This window comes from Microterricola viridarii (assembly GCF_001542775.1).
Taxonomy (GTDB): Bacteria; Actinomycetota; Actinomycetes; order Actinomycetales; family Microbacteriaceae; genus Microterricola; species Microterricola viridarii_A.
Genome location: NZ_CP014145.1, coordinates 1,488,712 through 1,512,681, shown reverse-complemented (window position 1 = coordinate 1,512,681; position 23,970 = coordinate 1,488,712). Strand labels below are relative to the sequence as shown.

General features: G+C 68.6%; 23 protein-coding genes, 2 tRNA genes and 1 pseudogene. 22 read left to right on the top strand and 4 right to left on the bottom strand.

Going from position 1 to position 23,970, the window contains the following annotated elements; all coding sequences use genetic code 11:
- The first annotated feature begins 23 nt into the window (after positions 1–23).
- The 19 genes and pseudogenes from AWU67_RS06980 to AWU67_RS06890 all read left to right on the top strand — a co-directional run bounded on the left by AWU67_RS06980 (position 24) and on the right by AWU67_RS06890 (position 17,521).
- Positions 24–917, top strand: a complete 894-nt coding sequence (locus tag AWU67_RS06980; RefSeq protein ID WP_067227331.1) for a hypothetical protein — start codon at positions 24–26, stop codon at positions 915–917.
- Positions 917–1,270 carry a GntR family transcriptional regulator gene (locus tag AWU67_RS06975; protein WP_067227330.1) on the top strand — a complete coding sequence of 118 codons (354 nt, stop codon included), beginning with the start codon at positions 917–919 and terminating at the stop codon, positions 1,268–1,270. Before AWU67_RS06980 ends, AWU67_RS06975 begins: the two co-directional genes overlap by 1 nt.
- A gap of 196 nt (positions 1,271–1,466) precedes the next feature.
- Positions 1,467–2,303: an endonuclease domain-containing protein gene (locus AWU67_RS06970; protein ID WP_067227329.1), complete on the top strand. Its 837-nt coding sequence runs from the start codon at positions 1,467–1,469 to the stop codon at positions 2,301–2,303.
- Positions 2,304–2,478: 175 nt separating this feature from the next.
- Complete coding sequence (gene dnaG, locus AWU67_RS06965; protein WP_067227328.1) at positions 2,479–4,365, top strand: DNA primase; 1,887 nt, start codon at positions 2,479–2,481, stop codon at positions 4,363–4,365.
- Positions 4,366–4,564: 199 nt separating this feature from the next.
- Positions 4,565–6,213, top strand: a pseudogene (locus AWU67_RS06960) (ABC transporter substrate-binding protein).
- 86 nt (positions 6,214–6,299) lie between these two features.
- On the top strand, positions 6,300–7,400 hold the full coding sequence (locus tag AWU67_RS06955; protein ID WP_067227327.1) for an ABC transporter permease: 1,101 nt from the start codon (positions 6,300–6,302) through the stop codon (positions 7,398–7,400).
- Between the two features lies 1 nt (position 7,401).
- Positions 7,402–8,445, top strand: a complete 1,044-nt coding sequence (locus tag AWU67_RS06950; RefSeq protein WP_067227326.1) for an ABC transporter permease — start codon at positions 7,402–7,404, stop codon at positions 8,443–8,445.
- The gene (locus tag AWU67_RS06945; protein WP_067227325.1) at positions 8,442–10,133 is read left to right on the top strand and encodes an ABC transporter ATP-binding protein; all 1,692 of its coding nucleotides are present in this window, start codon (positions 8,442–8,444) and stop codon (positions 10,131–10,133) included. The genes AWU67_RS06950 and AWU67_RS06945 overlap by 4 nt, the downstream gene beginning before the upstream one ends.
- Before the next feature lie 5 nt (positions 10,134–10,138).
- Positions 10,139–10,960, top strand: coding sequence for an ATP-binding cassette domain-containing protein (locus AWU67_RS06940; protein ID WP_067227324.1), 822 nt, complete (start codon positions 10,139–10,141; stop codon positions 10,958–10,960).
- On the top strand, positions 10,950–11,291 hold the full coding sequence (locus tag AWU67_RS06935; RefSeq protein ID WP_067227323.1) for a TfoX/Sxy family protein: 342 nt from the start codon (positions 10,950–10,952) through the stop codon (positions 11,289–11,291). Before AWU67_RS06940 ends, AWU67_RS06935 begins: the two co-directional genes overlap by 11 nt.
- Complete coding sequence (locus AWU67_RS06930; protein ID WP_082716826.1) at positions 11,288–12,292, top strand: D-isomer specific 2-hydroxyacid dehydrogenase family protein; 1,005 nt, start codon at positions 11,288–11,290, stop codon at positions 12,290–12,292. Before AWU67_RS06935 ends, AWU67_RS06930 begins: the two co-directional genes overlap by 4 nt.
- 146 nt (positions 12,293–12,438) lie before the next feature.
- A tRNA-Asn gene (locus AWU67_RS06925) sits at positions 12,439–12,511 on the top strand.
- A gap of 125 nt (positions 12,512–12,636) precedes the next feature.
- Positions 12,637–13,806 carry a sensor histidine kinase gene (locus tag AWU67_RS06920; protein WP_067227322.1) on the top strand — a complete coding sequence of 390 codons (1,170 nt, stop codon included), beginning with the start codon at positions 12,637–12,639 and terminating at the stop codon, positions 13,804–13,806.
- Positions 13,803–14,465 carry a response regulator transcription factor gene (locus AWU67_RS06915; RefSeq protein WP_067232291.1) on the top strand — a complete coding sequence of 221 codons (663 nt, stop codon included), beginning with the start codon at positions 13,803–13,805 and terminating at the stop codon, positions 14,463–14,465. The genes AWU67_RS06920 and AWU67_RS06915 overlap by 4 nt, the downstream gene beginning before the upstream one ends.
- A gap of 138 nt (positions 14,466–14,603) precedes the next feature.
- Complete coding sequence (locus AWU67_RS06910) at positions 14,604–14,930, top strand: SHOCT domain-containing protein (RefSeq protein WP_067227321.1); 327 nt, start codon at positions 14,604–14,606, stop codon at positions 14,928–14,930.
- A 101-nt stretch (positions 14,931–15,031) separates the two neighbouring features.
- The gene (locus AWU67_RS06905) at positions 15,032–15,937 is read left to right on the top strand and encodes a sensor histidine kinase (RefSeq protein WP_067227320.1); all 906 of its coding nucleotides are present in this window, start codon (positions 15,032–15,034) and stop codon (positions 15,935–15,937) included.
- A complete protein-coding gene (locus AWU67_RS06900; protein ID WP_067227319.1) occupies positions 15,934–16,650 on the top strand; it encodes an AzlC family ABC transporter permease in 717 nt (238 codons plus the stop codon). Before AWU67_RS06905 ends, AWU67_RS06900 begins: the two co-directional genes overlap by 4 nt.
- Positions 16,647–16,952 (top strand): AzlD domain-containing protein, encoded by a 306-nt coding sequence (locus tag AWU67_RS06895; RefSeq protein ID WP_067227318.1) that lies wholly within the window; start codon positions 16,647–16,649, stop codon positions 16,950–16,952. The genes AWU67_RS06900 and AWU67_RS06895 overlap by 4 nt, the downstream gene beginning before the upstream one ends.
- Before the next feature lie 62 nt (positions 16,953–17,014).
- A complete protein-coding gene (locus tag AWU67_RS06890) occupies positions 17,015–17,521 on the top strand; it encodes a GNAT family N-acetyltransferase (protein ID WP_067227317.1) in 507 nt (168 codons plus the stop codon).
- 27 nt (positions 17,522–17,548) lie between these two features.
- Here AWU67_RS06890 and def read toward each other — a convergent pair whose 3' ends face one another.
- Positions 17,549–18,115 carry a peptide deformylase gene (def, locus tag AWU67_RS06885; RefSeq protein WP_067227316.1) on the bottom strand — a complete coding sequence of 189 codons (567 nt, stop codon included), beginning with the start codon at positions 18,113–18,115 and terminating at the stop codon, positions 17,549–17,551.
- A gap of 39 nt (positions 18,116–18,154) precedes the next feature.
- Here def and AWU67_RS06880 point away from each other — a divergent pair, with 39 nt between their 5' ends.
- From AWU67_RS06880 to AWU67_RS06870, 3 genes are all read left to right on the top strand, one after another.
- Positions 18,155–19,072, top strand: coding sequence for a DMT family transporter (locus AWU67_RS06880; RefSeq protein ID WP_067227315.1), 918 nt, complete (start codon positions 18,155–18,157; stop codon positions 19,070–19,072).
- A gap of 151 nt (positions 19,073–19,223) precedes the next feature.
- Positions 19,224–20,486 (top strand): glycosyltransferase, encoded by a 1,263-nt coding sequence (locus tag AWU67_RS06875; RefSeq protein ID WP_234407383.1) that lies wholly within the window; start codon positions 19,224–19,226, stop codon positions 20,484–20,486.
- A 27-nt stretch (positions 20,487–20,513) separates the two neighbouring features.
- Positions 20,514–20,587, top strand: a tRNA-Ile gene (locus AWU67_RS06870).
- 49 nt (positions 20,588–20,636) lie between these two features.
- On the opposite strand, the gene AWU67_RS16915 is transcribed toward AWU67_RS06870, so the two are convergent.
- From AWU67_RS16915 to AWU67_RS06850, 3 genes are all read right to left on the bottom strand, one after another.
- Complete coding sequence (locus AWU67_RS16915; RefSeq protein WP_082716825.1) at positions 20,637–21,764, bottom strand: NAD(P)/FAD-dependent oxidoreductase; 1,128 nt, start codon at positions 21,762–21,764, stop codon at positions 20,637–20,639.
- A gap of 844 nt (positions 21,765–22,608) precedes the next feature.
- Entirely contained in the window at positions 22,609–23,259 is a 651-nt protein-coding gene (locus AWU67_RS06855; protein ID WP_234407382.1) for an Asp23/Gls24 family envelope stress response protein, read from the bottom strand.
- A complete protein-coding gene (locus AWU67_RS06850) occupies positions 23,256–23,840 on the bottom strand; it encodes an RNA polymerase sigma factor (RefSeq protein ID WP_234407381.1) in 585 nt (194 codons plus the stop codon). The genes AWU67_RS06855 and AWU67_RS06850 overlap by 4 nt, the downstream gene beginning before the upstream one ends.
- Between the last annotated feature and the right edge of the window lie 130 nt (positions 23,841–23,970).

Genomic DNA, 23,970 nt, shown 5'->3' with positions numbered 1-23,970 from the left:
TGACACATAATCGGAGGGCCGGGATGCCGTTTGTCTGGGGATTGATCGGCTTCATGGCCGCCGGACTCATCGGCATCGCGATGTACCGGTCCAGTCCCGCGCGGCGCCGCGGGCACGTCGACGCGCTGATCCTGCGGCTGGACATCCCGGTGACCGATCGCATCATCGGCCTGATCGACCGACGCTTCCGCGATGAGACCGTGGGTGTCACCGTCGGTGGGCTCACCGCTCTGGCGCTCGGCAGCGCTGCCCTCCTCGCGACCGGCGGACAGCTACCGGGCGGGTCCAGCGGATACCTGCCGCCCCTGCTGGTTTTCGCGGCGATGGCGATCGGCGGGGCGGTTGCGGCCGTGCGCCCGTTCGCCGCCCCGGCGGCACCGGGTGTCCGGGTCGCGCGCGCGGTGACCCCCCGGCTCTCCGACTACCTGAACCCGGCGTGGGTGTGGTGCGGGGTCGGCCTGACGGTGTTCGCGCTGGGTGCCGCCCTGGTGGCGGCGCTCGGCGTCGGCTCCGGTGCCGGGGCGTCGTGGGCGCCGGTGCTGCCCCTCTCGGCGGTGTTCGGCGCAGCTGCCAGCTGTGTCGTTGCCCTGCTCGTCGTCGTCGTGCTGAGCCGCCGCCTGCTGGCGGCGCCGCAGCCGGCCGGCAGCGAGGAGGAACTGCGCTGGGATGACGCGTTGCGCGGCATCGCGCTGCATGCGCTGTGGCTCTGCCCGGTGGCGCTCGGGTTGGCGGCATCCGTCATCGCCCTGGACTGGCTGCTGCCGTACTCGCCGGCCAACCACTGGCTCTTCGCGGTCCTCGGCGTACTGCCGATCGCCCTGTTCGGGCTGCGGCTCAGCCGGCGCAGCGAGCGCCGGCTGTGGCCGCACGCGCGCGGCAACACCGAGCTGCCAGAGCCCGTGCCGTACGGCTCGTGATGCTGCAGATCGACCCCAGTGGCGCAAGCGCCCCGTTCGAGCAGTTGCGAGAGCAACTCGCCGCGGCGATCAGCACGGGCGAGCTGGCACCGGGCACCCGCCTGCCCACCGTGCGCCGACTGGCCGGCGACCTGGGGCTCGCCCCGAACACCGTCGCGCGCAGCTTTCGCGCCCTCGAGTCCGACGGGCTGATCGAGACCAGGGGGCGGCTCGGCAGCTTCGTCGCCGAGCGGGGAGATGCCGTGGAGCGGGCGGCACGGCAGGCCGCGCGGGACTACCTGGAGCGGATGCGGGAGCTCGGGGTACCAGCCGACGCCGCCGCGGAGTACGTGCGGCGCGCGGCCGCCCGCTAGCCCCCGCCGCCACCCACGAGATGGGGAGGCCGACGGGAGATGCGGAGGCAGTTTCCGGCCGGAAATCGCCTCCCGATCCGCCGAATGCCGTCCGATCCGTTTCGCGCACTTGTGCACAAGGGGCCCTCGGAGGGCGTCTGTCCACACGGCGCGCCCCGGCCCGAAGCGTGCGGATGCCGGCGCGCAGACTGGCCGCATGTCCCTCACGCACTGGCTGGCCGCACGCGACGGCATCGCCCACACGCAGCAAGCACTCCGCGCCGGGTTCACCCGGTACGCCATCCGCGCCGCGGTCGACGCGGCCGTGATCGGGCGGGTGCGCCGCGATTGGATTGCGCTCCCGGACGCCCCGCCTGAGTTGCGTGCCGCGGCCGAGCTGGGCGGTCGCCTCGCCTGCCTCAGCGCGGTGAAACGGCTGGGCCTCTGGCACCTCGCCGACGGCCAGGAGCATTTCAGCGCCGCCCACGGTTCCGGCCACACCGCAGTCGGGCCCGGTCAGCGCATGCACTGGAGCATCGGCCCCGTCGCGCTCTCCCGCCACGCGCTCGTCGAGCCCGTCGAGAACGCGCTCGTGCACGTCGCCGAGTGTCAACCGTTCGAGAACGCCCTCGCGGTGTGGGACTCGGCCCTGAACTCGAAGCTTGTCACGCCGCACCACCTCGGACGACTCCAGCTCAGGACGCGCGCAGCCCGAGCCGTGCGCCAGGCGATGTCCGGCCTCTCCGACTCCGGCATCGAGACGATTCCGATCACCAGACTGGGGGCGCTCGGCATCCGGGTTCGGCAGCAAGTCGCCATCGCCGGGCACCGGGTCGACGGCCTGATCGGCGAGCGGCTCGTGCTGCAGATCGACGGATTCGCACACCACTCAACGGCCGCGCAGCGAGGTGCAGATATCGCGCATGACCGAGCGCTGACGTTGCTCGGTTACACCGTGCTGCGCGTCGACTACCGCCAGGTGCTCTTCGGCTGGGCACAGGTCGAGGCCGACATCCTGCGCGCAATTGCCCAAGGGTTGCACGAGGTGCGCTGACGCGCAGCTGTGGTGCCGCCCGATTCGGAGGCCGAAGGACGATCGGGAGGCAACTTCCGGCCGAAAGTTGCCTCCCGATCCGCGTTCTGCCTCCCGATCCGACACGGGAAGGCGGGGCGGCGCGCTGCGGCGCCAGACGGCCTCTGAGTGGCCCCCGCTCGCCTAGGATTGAACAATGGCCGGACGAATTCGACAAGCAGACGTTGAAGAGGTCAAGGCGCGCACAAACATCGCCGACGTGGTGGGGGAGTACGTCACCCTGAAGTCCGCCGGCGTGGGCTCCATGAAGGGCCTCTGCCCGTTCCACGACGAGCGCAGCCCCAGCTTCCACGTGCGCCCGCAGGTCGGTTTCTACCACTGCTTCGGCTGCGGCGAGTCTGGCGACGTCTACTCGTTCCTGCAGAAGATGGACCACGTCACCTTCGCCGAGTCGGTCGAGCGCCTCGCCGCCCGCGTCGGCCTCGAACTGCACTACGAAGACGGCGGGGCTGCGACCGACCACGGCAACCGTGCCCGGCTTCTCGCAGCCAACCAGGCTGCAGCCGACTTCTTCACCGAGCAGCTCGGCACCCCCGGCGCCGACCCGGGCCGCCGCTTCCTCGGTGAGCGCGGCTTCGACGCCCTCGCGGCCGAGCGCTTCGGCATCGGCTACGCCCCGAAGAGCTGGGACGAGCTGACCAACCATCTGCGCGGCCGCGGCTTCAGCACGGAGGAACTCACCATCGCCGGCCTGGTCTCGAGCCGTGAGGGCTCCAGCGGCGTCTACGATCGCTTCCGCGGCCGCCTCGTCTGGCCGATTCGCGACATCACCGGCCAGACCGTCGGCTTCGGCGCGCGCAAGCTGCTCGACGACGACAAGGGCCCGAAGTACCTGAACACCCCCGAGACACCGGTCTACCACAAGAGCCAGGTGCTCTACGGGCTTGATCTGGCCAAGCGTGACATCTCGCGCAGCCGGCAGGTCGTCGTCGTCGAGGGCTACACCGACGTGATGGCCTGCCACCTGGCCGGCGTCACGACCGCCGTCGCCACCTGTGGAACCGCCTTCGGAGTCGACCACATCAAGGTGCTGCGCCGGGTGCTCGGCGACTCAGCCGGCGTCGGCGAGGTCGTGTTCACCTTCGACCCGGATGCCGCAGGCCAGAAGGCCGCGATGCGCGCGTTCAGCGAAGAGCAGCGCTTCTCCGCCCAGACCTACGTCGCCGTCGCGCCCGACGGCCTGGACCCGTGCGACTTGCGCCTGCACAAGGGCGACGCGGCCGTGCGCGCGATCATCGACGCGAAGAAGCCGATGTTCGAGTTCATGATCAAGCAGCTGCTCTCCCAGTTCAACCTCGACACCGTCGAGGGCCGCGTCGGAGCCCTGCGCGCCGGCGCCCCGATCGTGGCCGACATCCGTGACCCTGCGATCCGGCCCGGCTACACCCGAGAGCTGGCCCGGCTGCTCGGCATGGAGCTGCACGAGGTGACCCGCGCCGTGTCGGCGGCCAGCGGGCGCGCCCAGCGCGAGAGCGCGGCGTCCACGAGGCAGCCCGAGCCCGCCGAGGCGCAGGCCGCCGCGGATGCCAGGCCGTACTCGATCACAGACCTGCCCGGCGATCCGGCCACCCGCCTGGAGCGGGACGCCCTGATGGCGATGCTGCAGCACCCCGCCCTGGCCGGTCGGCCGCTGCTCGGCCGTGCCACGCAGTGCAGTGTGACGAACCCGTCGCTCGCCATCGTCTGCGACGCCATGGCCGCCGCGCTGGTGCGCTTCGACGAGGGCCAGCCGCTCGAGACCGCCAGCTGGGCCGGCGCCGTGCTGGCCGAGTTGCCGGAGGGCGTCGTGCCGCTCGCGCAGCAGCTGCTGGTCGCGCCGATCCCCGAGCGCAGCGAGCGTGAGCTCACCGTGTACGTGCGCGGCATCATCATCTCGTTGATCGACCGCGACCTGTTGCGGCACAAGGCCGAGCTGCTCGGCCGCCTGCAGCGCAACGACCCGGCCGACCGCGAGACGTCCGTGACCCTGCAGCGCGCCCTGATGGCCATCGACGCAGAGCGCAACGCCCTCCGCGCCGAATAGTTGCGGCCGGGTCCCTTCCGCGCCTGAAATGTGCGCGGCCCCCAGCCCTCCGTGCGTCGATGGTTTCGGCTCGGTAAAGAATTGCGACACACCCGCCAACCGGGCCGGTTCCTGTGCTAAATCTTGTGCAGCACGCTGCACCGACGAGGCTTGTTCACTTTCGGTGCAGATCATTCCGCACCAGGAAGAGGAGAGGCACATGACATCCGCATCCACGAACGGCAAACGCGTTCTCGCCGCCGCCGCACTGGGCACAGCGACCGCGCTGGTGCTGGTCGGCTGCTCGGCCGGCGGGGGAGGCAGCAACACCTCGTCGCCCGGCGCCAGCGGCACCATCACGATCGGCACCACAGAGCAGGTCACCAAGCTTGACCCTGCCGGCTCTTACGACAACGGCTCCTTCGCCGTGATGAACCAGATCTACCCGTTCCTGATGAACACCCCTACGGCAGCCCGGACGTGCAGCCCGACATCGCCGAGTCGGCGTCGTTCACCGCCCCGACCGAGTACACGGTCAAGCTGAAGCCGGGCCTCAAGTTCGCCAACGGCCACGACCTCACCTCCTCCGACGTCAAGTTCACCTTCGACCGCCAGCTGAAGATCAACGACGCCAACGGGCCGGCATCCCTGCTCTACAACCTGGACAGCACCTCGGCGCCCGACGACACCACCGTGGTGTTCAAGCTGAAGCTCGCCAACGACCAGATCTTCCCCCAGATCCTCTCCAGCCCCGCCGGGCCGATCATCGACGAAGAGGTGTTCTCCGCCGACGCGCTCACCACCGATGACGAGATCATCGCGGGTAAGCCCTACGCCGGCCAGTACTCAATCGTCAGCTACGACTTCAACAACCTCATCTCCTACAAGGCCAACCCCGACTACAAGGGGCTGCTGGGGGCGCCGAAAACCGACGTCGTCAACGTCAAGTACTACACCGACGCCTCGAACCTGAAGCTCTCGGTGCAGGAGGGCGACATCGACGTGGCGTTCCGCAGCCTCTCCGCCACCGACATCGAGGACCTGCGCACCAAGCACAGCGACAAGGTCAAGGTCGTCGACGGCCCCGGCGGCGAGATCTCCTACATCGTGTTCAACTTCAACACGCAGCCTTTCGGCGCGACCACCTCTGAGGCCGACCCGGCCAAGGCCCTCGCCGTGCGGCAGGCCATGGCCGACCTCGTCGACCGCCAGGAGATCGCGACGCAGGTGTTCAAAGACACCTACACCCCGCTCTACTCCTACGTGCCGACCGGCCTGACCGGCGCCATCGAACCGCTCAAGACGCTCTACGGAGACGGCAACGGCGCCCCGGATGCCGACAAGGCCAAGGCCACGCTGGCCGCTGCAGGGGTGACCACCCCGGTCACGCTCGACCTGCAGTACGTCTCTGAGCGTTACGGGCCGTCCTGGGGCGACGCGTACGCCCTGATCAAGGACCAGCTGGAGTCGACCGGGCTGTTCAAGATCAACCTGCAGTCCACCGAGTGGGTGCAGTACTCCAAGGACCGTGTCGCCGACCTGTTCCCGGCCTACCAGCTCGGCTGGTTCCCGGACTACTCGGACGCCGACAACTACCTGACGCCGTTCTTCCTGAAGGACAACTTCCTGGCCAACCACTACGACAACCCCGAGGTCAACAACCTGATCCTCGAGCAGGCTGTTACCCCCGACCACGCGGCCCGCACGGCGCTGATCGAGGAGATCCAGACGAAGGTGGCCGCCGACCTGTCGACGCTGCCCATCCTGCAGGGTTCCCAGGTGGCCGTGGTCGGAAACAACGTCACCGGCGCCGAGCAGGCGCTCGACCCGTCGTTCAAGTTCCGTTACGCGGTCTTCGCAAAGAACTAGGAATCGGCCGGAGCACATCTCCCGCAGACCACGGAGGCGACTCGCAGCTGAGTCGCCTCCGTGGCCATCCCGACCGTTAGGCAGGCATGAGTCAGGCAACGCTGCAGCAACCGGCCGAGTCGGGGCCGCCGCCCGCGAAACCCGCCCCCAAGGCGGAACGCGGCCACGGCAGCCTCGGTAGCTACCTGGTGATCAGGTTCCTGCTGATCTTCCCCACCATCTTCATCCTCGTCAGCACGGTGTTCGTGTTGATGCGCAGCACAGGTGACCCGATCACGGCGTCGCTCGGCGGCAAGTTGGGCCCGGCACAACTCGCCGAGCGCATCCACGCGGCCGGCTACGACCGGCCGCTCATCGTGCAGTACTTCGAGTACCTCGGCCAGATCTTCACTGGCGACTTCGGCACGACCGTCAGCAGCAATCGGCCGGTGATCGACATCCTGCTCCAGTACGGAGCCGCCACAGCCGAACTCGCGTTCTACGCGTTGCTCGTGGCATTCGTCGTCGGTATCCCGCTCGGCATGGTCGCCGCCTACTTCCGCGACAAGGCCCCGGATGCCACCTTCCGCGTCGCCGCGATCCTCTGGTACGCGATCCCCGTCTTCTTTGCTGGGCTCATGCTCAAGCTGGTGTTCTCGGTCTGGCTGGGCTGGCTGCCTGTGGCCGGCCGCGCCTCCACCGGCGCAGAGCTGCAGATGCAGTTGCTGCCGAACAAGACCGGTTTCTACACGATCGACGCCATCATGACGGGCGACCCGGCCGTGCTGGGCGACGTGCTCCAGCATGCCGTGCTGCCCGGCCTCGCACTCGGCCTGCTCACCGCCGGCATCTTCCTGCGCCTCGTGCGCACCAACGTCATCGGCACGCTCTCCTCCGAGTACGTCGACGCGGCCAGATCGCGCGGCGTCAGCGAGTTGCGCCTCGTGCGCAAGCACGCCTACCGGCCTGCGCTCATCCCCATCATCACCGTCATCGGCCTGCAGATCGCCCTGCTGCTGGCCGGCGCGGTGCTCACCGAGAAGACCTTCGAGTGGAAGGGCCTCGGCTTCATGCTCACCCAGTTCCTACAGGCGCGCGACTTCGTGGCGGTGCAGGGCATCGTCGTGCTGTTGGCCGTGATCGTCGCGATCACCAACTTCATCGTCGACGTCATCGCCGCGCTGATCGACCCGCGAGTGAGGTACTGAGATGCGCGAGTTCTGGGGCCGGCTGCCGGTCATCCACCAGCTCCGGCAGAGTGTCGGGCTGCAGCGCGGCATGCTCGTGGCCGGCCTCGTCATCACCGGCATCTTCCTGCTGACCGCCCTACTCGCCCCGTGGCTCGCGCCCTACGGGTTCGGCCAGCTGCGCGCTGACGGGGTCGCGTTCGGGGCACAGCAGCCGCCGTCATCCGCCCACCCACTCGGCACCACCGTCGGTGGCTACGACGTGCTCTCCCGGGTGATCTGGGGCGCACAGACGGCGATCTTCGTCATCGTGGTCGCGGTGTTGCTGTCGATCTTCGCCGGCGTGCTGCTCGGCCTCGTTTCCGGCTACTTCGGCGGCTGGCTCGACCGGATGCTCGTGGTCGTGTGCGACGCCATCTACGCGTTCCCGTCGCTGCTGCTCGCGATCGTCATGTCGATCGTCATCTCCGGTGGCGAGTCCAACCTGGTCGGCGGCGTGCTGGCCGCGGCCATCTCCATCACGGTCGTGTTCATCCCGCAGTACTTCCGCGTCATCCGGGCCGAGACCGTGCGCATCAAGTCAGAGGCCTACGTGGAATCCGCCAAGGTGCTCGGAGCGTCCAGCTCACGCATCATGTTCCGGCACGTGCTGCGGAACGCGACACGCACGCTGCCGCTGATCTTCACGCTGAACTCCTCCGAGGCGATCCTCACCCTGGCCGGCCTCGGCTTCCTCGGCTTCGGCATCGAGCCGACCTCGGCGGCGGAATGGGGCTACGACCTGAACAAGTCGCTCTCGGACGTGACGAGCGGCATCTGGTGGACGGCGCTGTTCCCCGGCCTGGCCATCGTGCTCGTCGTGCTCGGCATCACCCTGGTCGGTGAGAGCCTGAACGACCTCGCCGACCCGCGCCTGCGCGGTCGCCGCGCGGCCGACCAGTCGCCGGGAACCGTCGCCGAGACATCCGTCGTGCCCGGCGGCACGCTCACTGCAGGGCCGGGCGGGCTGAGTGGGCTGGAGCCCACCGCCATGCGCGGCGACGAGGGAATGGAGGGCACGGCATGAGGGACTCCGTCGTCAGCATCGAGAACCTGGCCGTCAGCTTCGCAACGGATGCCGGCGTCGTGCGCGCCGTCGACGGCGTCAGCCTCGCCGTCGCCCGGGGCGAGGTTCTCGCCATCGTGGGGGAGTCCGGCAGCGGCAAGACGGTGACGGCGAAGACGATTCTCGGACTGTTGCCGGAGACCGCGACGGCCCACGGCGCCATCTACCTCGGCACCCGCGACGGCAGCGGCGAGAGCAACGTGATCGCGCTCGACAAGCGCCAGCTGCGCGCGGTGCGCGGCCGGGACGTCGCCATGGTGTTCCAGGAGCCCTCGACGGCGCTGAACCCCGTCTACACGGTCGGCTGGCAGATCGCGGAGGGGCTCAACGCCCACGGCACGTACAGCAAGCGGCAGGCCAGGGCGAAGGCCATCGACATCCTCGGCCGGGTAGGTATCCCCGACCCGGAGACCCGGGTCGACTACTACCCGCACCAGTTCTCCGGCGGCCAGAAACAGCGCGTCGTGATCGCGATGGCGCTCGTGCTGGACCCGGGGCTGATCGTCGCCGATGAGCCGACGACGGCCCTCGACGTGACGGTGCAGGCCGAGATCCTCGACCTGCTGCGCCGCTGCCGCGACGAGTTCGGCACCGCCATCGTGCTGATCACCCACAACATGGGCGTCGTCGCCGATCTAGCCGACCGAGTCGCCGTGATGTACGACGGCAAGGTCGTCGAGCAGGCCGACGCCGTCACCTTGTTCAGCAACCCGCAGGACGACTACACCAAGCGCCTGCTCGCCGCCGTTCCGCACGTCGGCCAGGGCACCGTGCACGCCGCACGGCGGGCAGAGGGCCGCACGATCGAGTGGGCTGCGCAGAAGCCCGTCGTGCGCGCTGAGGACCTGCGTATCGAGTACCCGGGTCGGCTCGGACGAGCCGGCTTCGTCGCCGTTGACGGGGTCACCCTGGAGATCCGCGCCGGTGAGGTGCTCGGTCTGGTGGGGGAGAGCGGATCAGGCAAGACCACGATCGGGCGGGCCATCGCCGGCCTCACCCGCGTCACCGGCGGCTCGCTCTCCGTGCTCGGGCAAGAGATGCGGGGCATGAAGGAGCGTCACTTCAAGCCCGTCCGCAGTGACATCGGTTTCGTTTTCCAAGACCCGGCGACGAGCTTCAACCCGCTGCTCACCATCGCCGATTGCGTGGCAGAGCCGCTCGTCATCCACCACTACGCGGCCTCGCCGGCCGACGCCAGGGCCCGCGTCGACGAGCTGCTGGAGGCGGTGCAGCTGCCCCGCTCCTACGGGGACCGTTACCCGCACGAGCTCTCCGGCGGTCAGCGCCAGCGAGCCAGCCTGGCCCGCGCCCTCGCGCTGAAGCCGTCGCTGCTGATCGCCGACGAGCCCACCTCCGCGCTCGACGTGTCGGTGCAGGCGCGGGTGCTCGAGCTCTTCGCCGAGCTGCAGAAAGAGTTCGGCTTCGCCGCCCTGTTCATCAGCCACGACCTCGCCGTCGTCGACATCGTCGCCGACCGGATCGCCGTGCTGTACAAGGGCAAGCTGGTCGAAGAGGGCACAGGCCTGGAGGTGCTCGGGGCGCCCCGGCATCCGTACACGCAACGTCTGCTCGCCTCGCTGCCCGTGCCCAACCCGCAGGAGCAGGCCGAGCGGCGTGCAGCGCTGGCCCGGCTGAGTGGGGCAGACTAAGGAGCATGGCTGGCACCGTGGCGCACAGATTCCCGATCGTGACGAGCGATCTGACGATCGAGTACCCGCCGCATGGGGCCAGCCCCGCCCATGTTGCCGTGCGCGGGCTCACGTTGCGCGTCGCGCCCGGCGAGGTGCTCGGCCTGTTGGGCGAGAGCGGTTCGGGCAAGAGCACCATCGCCCGGGTGCTCTCGACCCTCTCTGTGGAGCCGGGGCCGGACCTGCGTCCCGTCATCACCGGCGGTGACGCCCTGGTGTTCGGAGTGCCGTTGCGCGGCCTCAGCCGCCGCAAGGCGGCCAAACTGGGCTTCAACATCGGCTTCCTGGCCCAGGATGCCGGCTCGACGCTTGAGTCGACGTCGACGGTGGCCGAGCTCGTCGCCGAGCCGATCCTGCTGCGCGACCGGCACTTCGACCGGCGCGAGCTGGAGGGCCTGGTGGTGACGATGATCGACGCTGTGCGGCTGCCACTCAGCATCCTCGGCCGCTATCCCTACGAACTGAGCAGCGGGCAGCGGCAACGCGTCGCCCTGGCCCGCGCGCTGATCCTCGAGCCGACGCTGCTCATCGCCGATGAGCCCACCGCCGGCGTCGACGTCACGGTGCGCGCAGCCATCACCGAACTCTTCGCCGAACTGCAGCGGGAGCGCGCCTTCACCGCGCTCGTGATCAGCCACGACGTGGCCGTGCTGCGCGCCGTCGCCGACCGCATCGCGATCCTCTACCAGGGCGTGTTGGTGGGGCTCGGCACGATTGACGAGGTCTTCGACGACCCCAGCCACCCCTATGTGGCTCGACTCGCAGAGAGCTTCCACGATGCCCACTAGGCCAGAGACCATCGAATTCATCGAAGACCAGCTCGCCGGCCTGGCGATCCGCACGGCGAAGATGTTCGGCGAGTATGGCATCTACTGCGACGAGAAGATCGTCGGCCTGATCTGCGACGACGCGCTTTTCATCAAGCCATCGGATGCCGCAACGGAGCTGTTCGACCGCACGGAGCTGGCCCCGCCCTACCCGGGCGCCAAGCCCTATCGAATGGTGTCGGGCGATGCTCTGGAGGATCGGGACTGGTTGGCCCGGGCGATCCAGGCGACCGCCGACGCATTGCCGATGCCGGCTCCGAAGAAGCCACGCCCAGCCAGGGGCAGCAAATGAGCCTCGGCCAGCAGCCCCGGCACCGCGCGGTGCTCGGCGAGCCGACGGTCGCCCTGGCCAACGCGCAGCGCCCCGCCCCCGGGCCGATTGCCGTGCTGCCGGAGCCGGATGCCGTCTTCGCGGCCGCCGTCGAATCCGGCGGCGGCACCGTCGCCCCGCTCGGGCCCGACACCCGGGGCATCGTCTGGCTCGACTACCGCCGGGCAAGCGAACTCGCCACCGTGTTACGCGAGAACCCGCAGATCGGCTGGGTGCAGCTGCCCTGGGCCGGCGTCGACGGCTTCGCAGAGGTGATGCGGTCCGAACACCGCGACGGCCTGTTGTGGACGAGCGCCAAGGGCGCATACGCCCAACCGGTCGCCGAGCACGCCCTCGCCCTCAGCCTCGCCCTGCTGCGCTTCCTGCCCCGCCGGATCAGGGCCACCTCCTGGGACGACCGGCCAGACGGCGTCTCGCTGTTCGGCCTGCGCGTCGTCATCGTCGGCGCTGGCGGCATCGCGATCGAGCTGCTCCGGCTGTTGCAGCCCTTCCGTGCGCACGTGACGATCGTGCGGCGGAGCGGCGAGCCGCTGCCGGGGGCGGACGCCACGGTGCCCAGCGAGGCGCTGCACAGGGTGCTGCCGCACGCCGACCTCGTTGTCGTGGCCGCCGCTCTCACCGGAGCCACCCTCGGCCTGTTCGGTGCCCGTGAGTTCGAACTCATGCCCGAAACCGCATATTTCGTGAACGTGGCACGCGGTGGCGTGGTCGTCACCGACGATCTCGTGCACGCGCTGCACCGGCACACCATCGCCGGCGCGGCGGTCGATGTCACGGTGCCCGAGCCATTGCCGGATGGGCATCCACTGTGGAGCGCCCCCAATGTCATCGTCACGCCGCACATGGCCGACACGCCGACGATGACCGCGCCGTTGCTGGCCGAGCGCATCCGTCTGAACGTGCAGGCGTTCCTCGGCGACGCCCGTTTTGTCGGGGTCGTCGACCCCGAACGCGGCTACTGACCGGCGCGGCGGCGCGCCCGGCGCGACACTCCCGGGTGCACCGGATTTGGTAGTTCTGAATCCTTTGCTAAAGTAGCTACGCAGCGTTCAACGCCGCAAAACAGAAACACAGCAACAGAAACACAAGCAGCACAGTAACTCCCTAATCCTCGATAGCTCAATTGGCAGAGCAGTCGGCTGTTAACCGACAGGTTCTTGGTTCGAGTCCAAGTCGGGGAGCGAAAGGCCACCAAGGGCTCCACCCCTGGTGGCCTTTTTTGTGCCCCCGTATTTTTTCTGCGTCTGTGTTCTCGGGCGAACGGTGCTTTGTCATTTCGCGCAGGAAGCCTCGCTACGATCTGAACATGGCGCAGGCATACGGCGAGGACGGCAGGAACGGCGCCTGGCGCGGTGCGCCGCGGGGTGGCCGCTGGATCCCGGTCGTGATCTCGCTCGTGGTGCAGACGGTCATCGCGCTCATCCTGCTCTCCGGCGCCTGGCGGCCGGTCGAGCTCGCCGCCGTTGCGGCCGCAATGCTCGGCTCGCTCACACTGCTCTGGCTCGGCCGGCATCCGGGCCCCGCCCTCGTCGGTATCGCCGTGCTGACGCTGCCCGTGATCGTGCTCACCACGCTCCCCGTTGCCGTCGCCCTGCCGCTGGCTTTCGCCGTGGTCGCCGCCACGGCGCTCGGCGCCAGGGGTTGGGTGTGGGGCACTGTCGGCGGCGCACTGCTGCTCGGGGTTGTGCTCGGTTTCGCCATCGCGCCCAGCCCACGCGACCTGGTGCGGCCGCTCGTCGTGCTGCTGGTGCTCAGCGTGCTCGTCGGCATCGGCGAGGCAGTGCGCAACCGCCGCGAACGATTCGCCGAGTACCGGGTCGAGGCGGCCCGTCGCCGGCAGGGCGAGGCGGAGCGGGAGCGGGTGCGGATCGCCCGCGAGCTGCACGACGTGCTCGCCCACTCGCTCTCCTCGATCAACGTGCAGGCCGGCGTCGGCCTGCACCTGATCGACGAGCAGCCGGAGAAGGCGGCAGAGGCGCTGGCGAACATCAAACAGACCAGCAAGGCGGCTCTGGAAGAGGTGCGCGGAGTTCTGGGCTTCCTGCGCGGCGCCGTGGACGAGCCGGAGGCCGACCAGCGCATGCCGCAACCGCAACTGGCGCGGCTGCCCGCGCTGCTCGACTCCTTCGCCGCCATCGGCCTGCCCGTGACCGTGACCGGTACGCCACCGGAGGGGTTGCCTCAGCTGGCTGAGCTCACCGTCTACAGGGTCGTGCAGGAGGCCCTCACCAACGTGTCCCGGCACTCCACGGCAGAGAGCGCCACCGTCGATTTCGCCGACGACGGAGCCTCCTGCACAGTGACGATTCTGGATGACGGCCAGGCGCCGCCTGACCGGGCGCTGGTCGAGGGCCGTGGGCTGCTCGGTATGCGCGAGCGGGCCGCGCTTGTCGGCGGCACGCTCGAAGCTGGATGGCGGCCGGGCGGCGGCTTCCGGGTCTCGCTGCGGCTGCCGCGCGCGGCGGAGGCAGCATGACAAACATCTTCCTGGCCGACGACCAGGCCCTCGTGCGCGGGGGCTTCCGCGCGCTGCTCGAATCGGAGAGCGGGTTCGAGGTCGTCGGCGAGGCGGCGACCGGCCGTGCGGCGCTGGACGGGGTGCGCCTGACCCGACCAGACGTGGTCTTGATGGACATCCGGATGCCGGATGGCGACGGACTGTGGGCCACCGCAGCGATCACATCGGATCCGAGCCTGGCCCACACGCATGTGGTGATGGTGACGACTTTCGAGCTCGACGACTACGTGGCCGAGGCGATCAGGGCCGGGGCCAGCGGCTTCCTGGTGAAGGACACCGAACCGGTCGAACTGATCCGTGCAGTGCGCGTCGTCGCCGCGGGGGATGCGCTGCTGTCGCCCGGCGTCACCCGGCGGCTGTTGGCGCGTATGGCCGCCGGTCTGAAGGAGGCGCCGCACACCGAGCAGCTCGCCCTCCTGACCGAGCGTGAGCGCGAGGTGCTCGCCCTCGTCGGCCGTGGCCTCAGCAACGACGAAATCGCGGCGGAGCTGTTTCTCAGTCCGCTGACGGCGAAGACCCACGTGTCGCGCATGATGAGCAAGCTCGGTGCCAGGGACAGGGTGCACCTGGTCGTGACGGCCTACGAGACGGGACTGGTGCGCCCCGGCTGGAATTAGCGCCGCCGCTGTTCGGAGCCGGCGTACTCCCGGGGGAGTAGACGAGGTGTCTACGGTGGGCGGATTCGCCGGGAGGGCTCCGGCGAGAGGCTGGAATCACGGTCGTACCAGGCCGCCGCCCTCGCTGATTGGAGCCCCATGCTCACCGCACTGCTTGTCTCACCTGCCCTGAACATCGATCCAGCACTGCACCTCGGCTACCCCAGCGCGGGCTGGGGATGGCCCGGCTGGTTCTTCCTGTTCATCCCGCTCTTCTGGATCCTCACCTTCGGCATCCTGTTCGCGATCTTCGGGCGGCGCTGGCGCAGCGCGGGCCGCGGCTACGGCCCGCACGGGCCGAACGGCTGGGGCGGCACCGCCAGCGCCGAACAGACGCTCTCTGAGCGCTTCGCTCGGGGCGACATCGACGAGACCGAGTATCGGGCCCGTCTGGAGGTCTTGCGCGCCAACCGTCCAGCCGGGTAGCCTGCCGCCCGCGGGCCCAATGAGGCGCGATCGGCGCCCCGCCGCTAAAGTCGAGTGCGGGCCGCGCAGCATGCGGCCCGCATGAAGCGGAGGCAACACACATGGCCGAATGGCTACAGGGCGACTCGGCACCGACGGTGCTGATCATCGTGGCGGGGGTGCTCCTCCTCGTGCTGGCGGTGCTGCTCTGGCTCTGGCTGCGCGCCTCGCGCCGGCTGCGCCGAACGGACCGCGACTGGACCGGCGCCGAGCGCACCCGCATCGACCTGGAGCTCTCGTTGGCCGAGCAGACCGGCCGCCTCGGCATCGTGCGCGAGCTGCAGGATGTCGCCGTGCTCAACGTCTCCAGGCTGATCACGCAGGCCGAGGGTGCCCGCTACACCGTGGAGAGCGACCCGAGCGCGGCCGCCCGCGTCGTCGGCGCCATCGTCGAATCCGGCCGGGAGGCCGTCGGCGACATGCGGCGCGTGCTCACGGTGGCGCGCGAGGGCGAAGCCGTCTCCTCGCGCCAGCCCGGCCTGCAATCGGCCCGCGACCTGTTCCGTGTGATGCGGGATGCGGGCCTCACCATCGTCTTCGACGAGTCGGGGGAGCGCTACGAGCTGAAGCCGGGCGCCGAGCTGGCGATCTTCCGTATCCTGCAAGGTGCCCTGGCCAACGCGCTCAAGCACGGCGGTACCGGCACAGAGGCCAAGGTCAGCTTCAGCTGGACCCGTGACGGCCTGCAGCTGATCGTCGATGACGACGGCATCCGGGCCAAGGCTCGGCGTGCCGGGCTCGACGCCGACGGCATCAACCGCGACACCGCGTACACGATCGACGACGACCTACACGCGCTCACCGCCAACCTCACCGGCGCCGGGCTCACCCAGATGAAGCAGCGCGCCGAATTGTACGGCGGCGTGTTCCAGGCCCGCACCGTTCCCGGCGTCGGCTTCTCGGTCTCGGTGGTCTTCCCCGCTCTGCGCTTCCACAATGGGGTGCACAGCGTTAATCTGTCTCGATGACCATCGCCGACGCCGAAGCACTGGATGAGCGGGCCGCCCGCACCGTCGTCGTGCGTGAGGCGTGGGCCGTCGGCATCGCGACGGCCGCGTACGGCATCTCCTTCGGCGCCCTGGCCGTCGCGGCCGGCCTCGACGTCTGGCAGGCCTGCTTCCTCAGCCTGGTGATGTTCACCGGCGGATCGCAGTACGCCCTCGTCGGGGTGCTCGCCAGCGGCGGCGTCGCCGCGGGGCCGACGGCGATCGCCAGTGCGGCACTGCTCGGCAGCCGCAACGCCATCTACGGAATGCGGATGGCGCCCGTGCTGGGCGGCGGCTGGTGGAAGAAGCTCGCCGCGGCGTGGGGCACGATCGACGAATCGACGGCCGTTGCCCTGGCCCAACCCAGCGGGCACCTGCGCCGGGTCGGCTTCTGGGTGACCGCCGTCGTGATCTTCGTCGGCTGGAATCTGACGACGCTGATCGGCGCGCTGATCGGTGACGCCCTCGGCGACCCTCGCGTCTACGGCCTGGACGCGGCGGCCGCGGCCGCCTTCCTCGGCCTGCTCTGGCCGCGCCTGAAGCGCGTGCAGGCCAGCGCCGTCGCCGTGGCTGCCGCCCTCGTCGCGACGCTGCTGACACCCGTGCTGATGCCCGGGCTGCCGGTGCTGGTCGCCGCGCTCGTGGCGGTCGTCGTCGGCGCGTTCAACTGGCTGGGCAAGGCGGATCGCGCATGACCATGTGGCAGATCGTGATCGTCGCCTCCATCGCCTGCGTCGTGATGAAGATGGCCGGCTACCTGGTGCCGCCGCGGGTGCTCGACAACCCCGCCGTGTCGCGGATCGCCGAGCTGCTCACCGTCGCGCTGCTCGCCGCCCTCATCGGCGTGCAAACCTTCGCGCACGGCCAGGAGATCGTGCTGGACGCCCGCGTGCCTGCCGTCATCGTGGCCGCCGGGCTTTTTGCCCTCCGGGTGCCGTTCATCGTCGTGGTGATCGCGGCGGCGCTGGTCGCCGCCGGCATCCGCGCCCTCGGCTAGCGTGCGGCACCGCGTATTCTTGAGCGGTGTTTGAACCGCGCCAACTCAGTGACGATGTCAGCATGCGCGTTCTGCGCCAGAGCGACGCGGCGGCCCTGGCCGAGGCGTACGTGCGCAACCACGATCATCTGGCGCCGTGGGAGCCGGCCCGCCCAGCCGAGTACTTCACGCAGGCGTGGCAGGCGGGTGACATCGCCGCCCGGCTTCGCGCGCAGTCCAGGGGAGAGGGCGTGGCGTTCGGGCTGTTCACCGGGAGTGAGCTCGTCGGCCGCTTCAACCTGGCCGGGATTGTCCGCGGCCCATTCCAGAGCGCCAACCTCGGCTACTGGGTCGACGGCGCGTATGCGGGCAGGGGCCTCGCCTCCGCGGCCGTGCAGGCGATCGTCGAGTTCGCCCGCGACGAGCTGCGGCTGCACCGCATCGAGGCGGGCACCCTGCCGCACAACGTCGGCTCACAGCGGGTGCTGCTGAAGGCCGGCTTCCAGCAGATCGGTATCGCGCCACGCTATCTGCGGATCGCGGGCAGCTGGCAGGATCACCACCTGTTCCAGGTGATCCTGCACGACTAGGAGGCGTGGCTCCAGCCCTTCAGATCGTCAGTCTTCGAGGTTGTCGACCCCGGGCAGCCAGGCGTTGCCGGGCACGCCCCAGCCGCGCTTGCGGCTGATCTTGCCGATCAGGCGCTGGTAGCCCTCCTCGACGCGGTCGACGTAGAGCAGGCCGTCCAGGTGGTCGTACTCGTGCTGGAAGATGCGTGCCAGCCAACCCTCTGCCTCGATCTCGTACCGCTCACCCTCGAGGTTCGTCGCCCGCAGGATGACGCGCTCCGCGCGGCGCAGCGGGAACCGCTCGCCGGGGAAGGACAGGCAGCCCTCTGACTCCTCGTCCTCGTCGGTGGGGCCGACGGCGAGCGGGCTCTGCCAGAGTTCGGGGTTGATGGCGACGTCGCGCCACTTCGTGCCGTCGTCGTCGACCCAGCCGAAGGTGAACAGCCGCAGTGGCACGCCCACCTGGGGGCCGGCGAGACCGACGCCCGGTGCGGCATCCATGGTCTCGAACATGTCGGCGACGAGGATGCGCAGGGCGTCATCGAAAAGGGTCACAGGGGCTGCGGGGGAGTGCAGCACGGGGTCTCCGGAGATCCGGATGGGAAGAACGGCCATGTTCACAGAATATCGGTCTGTTCACGTTAGTGTCGTGGAGTGCCCTTTGATACCACCGAGCTCGCCGAGCACCTGATCCCACAGGACCCGAAGGTCGTTTTCGGCATCATTCTGGCGCTCATCGGGGCCGTTTTCCTCGCGCTCGGCGCGCAATTCCAGCACCGCGGCGTCGTCAAGGTCGAGAAGAACACACAGGAGGCCGGCGGCGGACTGAACGTCAAGCAGCTGATGCTGCTGCTTGCCCGCCCGTCCTGGGTCATCGGCACGCTCATGTTGGGCTTCGCCGTCGTGCTGCAGCTCTCCAGCCTGTCGTTGGCCCCGCTCACCGTCGTGCAGCCGCTCGGCGCCGTCGCCCTCGTGATCACCGCCATCGTGAACGCGCGTGTCAGCAAGGTCGCGCTGAATCGGGCATCCATCATCGCCATCAGCATGTGCGTCGGCGGCGTGGCCCTGTTCGTCACGATCGCCGCGTTCACCTCTGTCGACAAGCCGGTGACGAACGAGGACATCATCACGATCCTCTGGATCCTGCTCGCGGTGCTCATCGCGTTCGTGGTCGCCTTCGTGACACTGCGCAACCGCTTCAAGGCGTTGTTCTACATCCTGGGTGCCGGCGTGCTCTACGGTTTCGTCGCCACCCTGGCCAAGGTCGTCATCAACCGCATCCAGCACCAGAACTTCGAGTGGCTCACCCTGATCTGCGTCGTCGCGCTGCTCGCGGCGGCCGCACTCGGTGCCTACTTCGTGCAGAACGCCTACTCCTCCGGTCCGCCTGACCTGGTCATCGCCGGGCTCACCGTCGTCGACCCGCTCGTCGCCGTCGCGATCGGAATCTTCGTTCTGGACGAGGCTTCGCAGGCTCCGCTCTGGGCCGGAATCGGCTTCGTCATTGCCGGGGCGATCGCGATCTGGGGGGTCTTCGCCCTCGCCAGGCACCACCCACAGACCAAGGTCTGAGCGCCGGCGAGTTGCGACGCTCCGGGCCGCATTTGGTATCGTCACAGCCGACCCGGTTTAGACTAGGCCCACCTGATCCCGCTGCATGGCGGCCCATTGACTCTTCGCCGGACGATATTTCCCGGCCCACCACCGTGAGGGAACCTTCCACTTGACTGAGACGCCAGGCTCGCCTTCCGCCGCCCCCGCGGCCGGCACACAGTCCGCGCAGAAGCCATTGCGTGTGCTGATCGGTGCCGACACTTTCGCCCCCGACGTTAACGGGGCCGCACGATTCGCCGAGCGCCTCGCCGCCGGCCTCGTGGCCCGTGGCCACGAAGTTCACATCATGGCTCCGGCCGCCTCACGCAAGCACGGCAGCTGGGTCGAGGAGCACGAGGGCCAGAAGATGATGGCCCACCGGCTGTACAGCTGGCGCTGGTACCCGCACGACTGGCTGCGCTTCGCGCTGCCGTGGCGGATCCGGCAGAACAGCGCCCGTGTGCTTGACCTCGTCAAGCCGGATGTCGTGCACTTCCAGTCGCACATCATCGTCGGTCGCGGCCTCACCATCGAGGCCGAGAAGCGCGGCATCCGCATCGTCGGAACCAACCACTTCATGCCTGAGAACCTGCTCGAGTTCACGCTGCTGCCGAAGGCCTGGCAGGACTGGGCCATCGGTCTGGCCTGGAAGGCCGCCAAGCGCACCTTCGGCCGCGCCGAGTCCGTGACGACGCCGACCGCCAGGGCCGCCCAGTTCCTCGAGCAGTACACGGGCCTGCAGAACGTGCACGCCATCTCCTGCGGCATCGACGCCCACGAGTACACCCCGAACTTCGAGCCGCGCACCGGCAACACGGTGCTCTTCGTCGGTCGCGTGACCGGCGAGAAGCAGATTGACGTGCTGCTCAAGGCGATCAAGCTGCTGCCGGCCGAGCTGGACACCAAGCTGCACATCGTCGGCGGCGGCGACCAGATGCGCAACCTGCAGCACCTGGCCGAGAGCCTCGGCCTCGCCGACCGAGTCGTGTTCCGCGGCTACGTCACCGAGGCAGAGCTGCGCGCCGAATACACCGCGGCCACCGTCTTCGCCATGCCCTCGATCGCCGAGCTGCAGAGCATCGCGACCATGGAGGCCATGGCCTCTGGGCTGCCGATCGTGGCGGCCAACGCCATGGCGCTGCCGCACCTGGTGGCCGACGGGCACAACGGCTTCCTGTTCAAGCCGAGCGACCCGGCAGATCTGGCCGAGAAGCTCCGCACCGTGCTGGAGATGGCCCCGGCCGAGCTCACCGCGATGAAGCAGGAGTCGCTCAACCGCATCGTCGTGCACGACATCCAGCGGACGATCAGCACCTTCGAGTGCCTGTATCGTGGTGAGCCGGTGCCCGAACTGGTCACCAACGTCGCACCCGCCGCATCCACCGAAGACTAGCTCTTCGCCGGATGCAGTCAGGGGCACGGGGCGGTAGCTCAGCTGGTTAGAGCATCGGACTCATAATCCGCCGGTCACGGGTTCAAGTCCCGTCCGCCCTACACACAGAGCCTGGACCGGATTCTTCTCGAATCCGCGATTCCAGGCCCGTCACTTCCTCCGGGCGCTGGCGACAATGCGAGCAAGATCCACGGCACGGAACGTTCCCTCACCAAGCCCGACTGCAATCAACCGTTGGAAGATTCGTGGATCGCGCGCGGAGGCCCGGAGTGCAGTTGAAATGATTGACGGCCGGTCTAGTAGTGGGTACAGCGCACGTAGCTGGCGATGTTGACGTCCGAATCTTCTCCGAAGCGCGCGAGAATAGCTGTCGCCCGGATTGGCCGCCGCAGCAGCGCTCCCGGCCAGTGCGCCCGAGGCCAGCGCGCAAAAGATACCTTCGCCGCTGAGCGGATTGACCAGGCTGGCCGCATCGCCGACGAGAAGCACGCGGCCGATAGCGGGGCGGGGCCGGCGGGTTGACAGCGGCAACAGGTGTCCGGTCATTCGAGTGGGCGTGACCATGAAGTCTGGAAGCAGTTCGGCTGCGCGGTCCTCCATCTGTGCCCTGGTCATTGCCGAAGCGGCCGATCCGAAGCCCAGATTGACTGTCCCGCGGGCGGTCGCAAAAGCCCATGCGTACTGAAGGCCGACGCCCGGAACGGGGTCCCAGCGAAGGTAGAGCCCTTCAAATCCCTCCGGGGTAGGCGCGTAACCTCGGACGGCGAGGGCCATATGCCGGCCGCGGTTCGGCGGCTGTCCCGCAGCACGGCGCACCGCGGAGTTCGCCCCATCGGCGCCAATCACCACCGACGCGCTGTACTTGCCGTCAACGACCACACCGCTCGAGTCCTGGTCTATCTCGCGCACGGCATGCTGGCGGTAGAGCGCCCCGACTTCTCCGGCCGCGAGCATGAGCCGGTGATCGAGTTCCGCCCGAGGGATGACGTACCCCGGAACCGGCGTGGTGCCAGTTGTATCGAGGTGTCCAGCGACGAGTCGGAAGCGAAAGACCCGTTCGCTCGGAAGGAGCAGCCCGGGGAGACCAAGGCCAGCTATCTCGCTCGCGGCTTCGGGACTCACTCCGTCGCCGCAGGCCTTGTCTCGGCCTAGCGGGGCTCGATCGAGGACCAGCACCCGGGCGGACGGCCGAGCGCGCAAAGCGCTCAGCGCCGCGGCGGAGCCGCCCGGCCCGGCGCCGACGATGATGAGGTCGAATGCCTCGAGAGCCCCGGTCATGACGGTTCCACCTGGTGCAGGGTCAGTGGCGGTCCCGCGATCTGGGGCGGCGGCAGAGCACTCGATTCGTCTGGTGCGACCTGACTTCTCAACGCGTCGGCCGGCCAAACCGCCGGCGCATCCGAAAGGGCGCTGACGCTCATGTGTTGTGTTGCGCCATCGGATTCTGCCGAGTGCGGCGGGATCCAACCGATGGCGGCCAGCTGCTGTGGCAGGCCCACGGCGGATCCCACTACGCCGCTGCTCGTACGCAAGTGCTGAGCAGCGGCTGGGCCGAAGGACGTTCTGGGACGAGCCGTCATAGTCCCATTGTCATCCTCCGTTGGTTCGCGCGGGCCGTTCCGCGGAGCACACACGGTGACGAAATCTGAATAGTGTCCCGTTTCTCTGCCTGTGAACCAGCGAATCGCCCGACCAGCAGGTGGCGATCAGGCAGGTTTCTGAGGGCTCTGGCACTCACCCGGAAGTCCTGGCCGAAACCACTCGATCGCGTGAGCGCTTGACTAGTTGATACTGGCGATTGTGATTGAGATCGCGATGGGCGCGGTCGCACCCGCGGCAGAGGCTGACCGTGCAACCTGCTCGTAAATGTCGTGGCAGATCGCGGTCGCGGCTCGTTCGCCGCTCACTCCGACCAAGACTGCAATTGTCGTGCCGCTGGCGGTTTGCGTCACGCGGACGGGCGGGTGTGTGTAAGAGGGGGTGATCGCGCCGCGAGCCTGGGAAATGAGATCGCTCGAGGCAGAATGAGCGGAATATGTCCGGAGGACCTCGGCGTGTGCGGCGACGACTGCGCTCAGGTGCTCGGCGAGATCACCCTCGCCGCGGCCAGCGGTGACAGCCATCACGCGTCCGTCGCGGTTGCCTGCACCGGAGTGCCGACGTGTGCGGCAACTCGTACGTCGCGTACCGTAATGTCAATCGCGGCGACAGCGAGTTCGGTGTGTTTGTGAAGTTCGTCGGCGATTGCTTGCCGGAGCTGGCTGGCGGCGGCGGGAATGTTCTCGCCCCAGGCGATGCTCATCTCGACCCGGATCGTGATGGGTTCGCCGAGATGGGTGACATCGCCGTCGAGACGGCATCGGCCGACGATGACGCCTTCGACGCCATCGCCGGCGCTGCGGATGATTCCCCGCACCGCGCCTTCACTGAGAGCCAGCGCCGCGTGAGGGTCGCTGTGCGCAATCGGGATGTCGCGGCCGGCGTTGGCTTCTAACGCAATCCTGTTCATGATGGACTGCACCCACGAATCGCTGGGTGCGGGTTCCTGTTCGACATCCGCATCGAGCTGTTCCATCGTCAGTCGGTGCAGTCGAGCGAGGCCAGCGAGGGCGATCTGGCAGCCAGGAGAGCTCTCGATGGAATCGTTCCTCGGCTCCCGTCCGGCGTCGAGGTAGTCGCTGAGCTCCTCGATGCTGTGCCCGTCCAAGTCTGACCCTGGTGGAGCAGGGAAGGTCGGGTTGGAGGGCATGGGCGTCGGCGTCTTCTCGGTCATCGCCATGCCTCCATTTCTGCGATCAGGTGTTTCCGCGCCCTGGCGAGGAGTCCGCGAACGGTGGATTCGGGGAGACTCAAAGCTTCGGCCATGTCGTGGTAACTGTACCCAGCGACATTGCGAAGCACCCAACATCGGCGCTGATCTGCCGGAAGCACTAGCAATGACACGGCGACGGCGTCATTGAGCGCCCGGGATTCCGCCTGCTGCGCCGGGGATGCCTCATCGGCGGGGAGATGATTCGTCTCGTCCAGTGTTACCTGCGGATGCTGCTTCCGAAGGGTGTCGATTGCACACCGGGTGACGATGCGCATCAGCCATGGTCTTACTGCCGCCGGGTCGGCGATCGTGCCCAAACGCTGCCACGCGATCACGAAGGTATCCTGGACGACGTCATCGGCCTGGTCATCGCTGCCCAGAACGTTGCGGGCGACAAAACGCATCAGCTTGCCGTAACGGCGAACGAGTACCTCGAATGCTTGCGAGTCGCCGTCAGCAGCGCGACTGGCAACGATGAAGTCATCAGTCGCGCTCAGGTCCGCCCCTGTCCGACTTGGTCTGCTCTGGCCTGCTGCAGCCACGCCGTTCCCCATTCCATTCAACGGGCCCTCCCTGCGTCAGCAGACTACGCTCCTACCCGTCGCGGCCGCCAGCTCCACCGAACCGATGGAGCCCGCTGGGCGATTTTGTGACGAAACCGATCTTGGGTGC

Bases quoted from the DNA above. Each gene is read 5' to 3' on its own strand.
- AWU67_RS06955 (WP_067227327.1), top strand. From the start codon at position 6,300: ATGAGTCAGGCAACGCTGCAGCAACCGGCCGAGTCGGGGCCGCCGCCC.
- dnaG (WP_067227328.1), top strand. From the start codon at position 2,479: ATGGCCGGACGAATTCGACAAGCAGACGTTGAAGAGGTCAAGGCGCGC.
- AWU67_RS06980 (WP_067227331.1), top strand. From the start codon at position 24: ATGCCGTTTGTCTGGGGATTGATCGGCTTCATGGCCGCCGGACTCATC.
- AWU67_RS06950 (WP_067227326.1), top strand. From the start codon at position 7,402: ATGCGCGAGTTCTGGGGCCGGCTGCCGGTCATCCACCAGCTCCGGCAG.
- AWU67_RS06910 (WP_067227321.1), top strand. From the start codon at position 14,604: ATGCTCACCGCACTGCTTGTCTCACCTGCCCTGAACATCGATCCAGCA.
- AWU67_RS06890 (WP_067227317.1), top strand. From the start codon at position 17,015: ATGCGCGTTCTGCGCCAGAGCGACGCGGCGGCCCTGGCCGAGGCGTAC.
- AWU67_RS16915 (WP_082716825.1), bottom strand. From the start codon at position 21,764: ATGACCGGGGCTCTCGAGGCATTCGACCTCATCATCGTCGGCGCCGGG.
- AWU67_RS06900 (WP_067227319.1), top strand. From the start codon at position 15,934: ATGACCATCGCCGACGCCGAAGCACTGGATGAGCGGGCCGCCCGCACC.
- AWU67_RS06945 (WP_067227325.1), top strand. From the start codon at position 8,442: ATGAGGGACTCCGTCGTCAGCATCGAGAACCTGGCCGTCAGCTTCGCA.
- AWU67_RS06915 (WP_067232291.1), top strand. From the start codon at position 13,803: ATGACAAACATCTTCCTGGCCGACGACCAGGCCCTCGTGCGCGGGGGC.
- AWU67_RS06930 (WP_082716826.1), top strand. From the start codon at position 11,288: ATGAGCCTCGGCCAGCAGCCCCGGCACCGCGCGGTGCTCGGCGAGCCG.
- AWU67_RS06920 (WP_067227322.1), top strand. From the start codon at position 12,637: ATGGCGCAGGCATACGGCGAGGACGGCAGGAACGGCGCCTGGCGCGGT.
- AWU67_RS06895 (WP_067227318.1), top strand. From the start codon at position 16,647: ATGACCATGTGGCAGATCGTGATCGTCGCCTCCATCGCCTGCGTCGTG.
- AWU67_RS06940 (WP_067227324.1), top strand. From the start codon at position 10,139: ATGGCTGGCACCGTGGCGCACAGATTCCCGATCGTGACGAGCGATCTG.
- AWU67_RS06935 (WP_067227323.1), top strand. From the start codon at position 10,950: ATGCCCACTAGGCCAGAGACCATCGAATTCATCGAAGACCAGCTCGCC.
- def (WP_067227316.1), bottom strand. From the start codon at position 18,115: ATGGCCGTTCTTCCCATCCGGATCTCCGGAGACCCCGTGCTGCACTCC.
- AWU67_RS06975 (WP_067227330.1), top strand. From the start codon at position 917: ATGCTGCAGATCGACCCCAGTGGCGCAAGCGCCCCGTTCGAGCAGTTG.
- AWU67_RS06855 (WP_234407382.1), bottom strand. From the start codon at position 23,259: ATGACCGAGAAGACGCCGACGCCCATGCCCTCCAACCCGACCTTCCCT.
- AWU67_RS06905 (WP_067227320.1), top strand. From the start codon at position 15,032: ATGGCCGAATGGCTACAGGGCGACTCGGCACCGACGGTGCTGATCATC.
- AWU67_RS06970 (WP_067227329.1), top strand. From the start codon at position 1,467: ATGTCCCTCACGCACTGGCTGGCCGCACGCGACGGCATCGCCCACACG.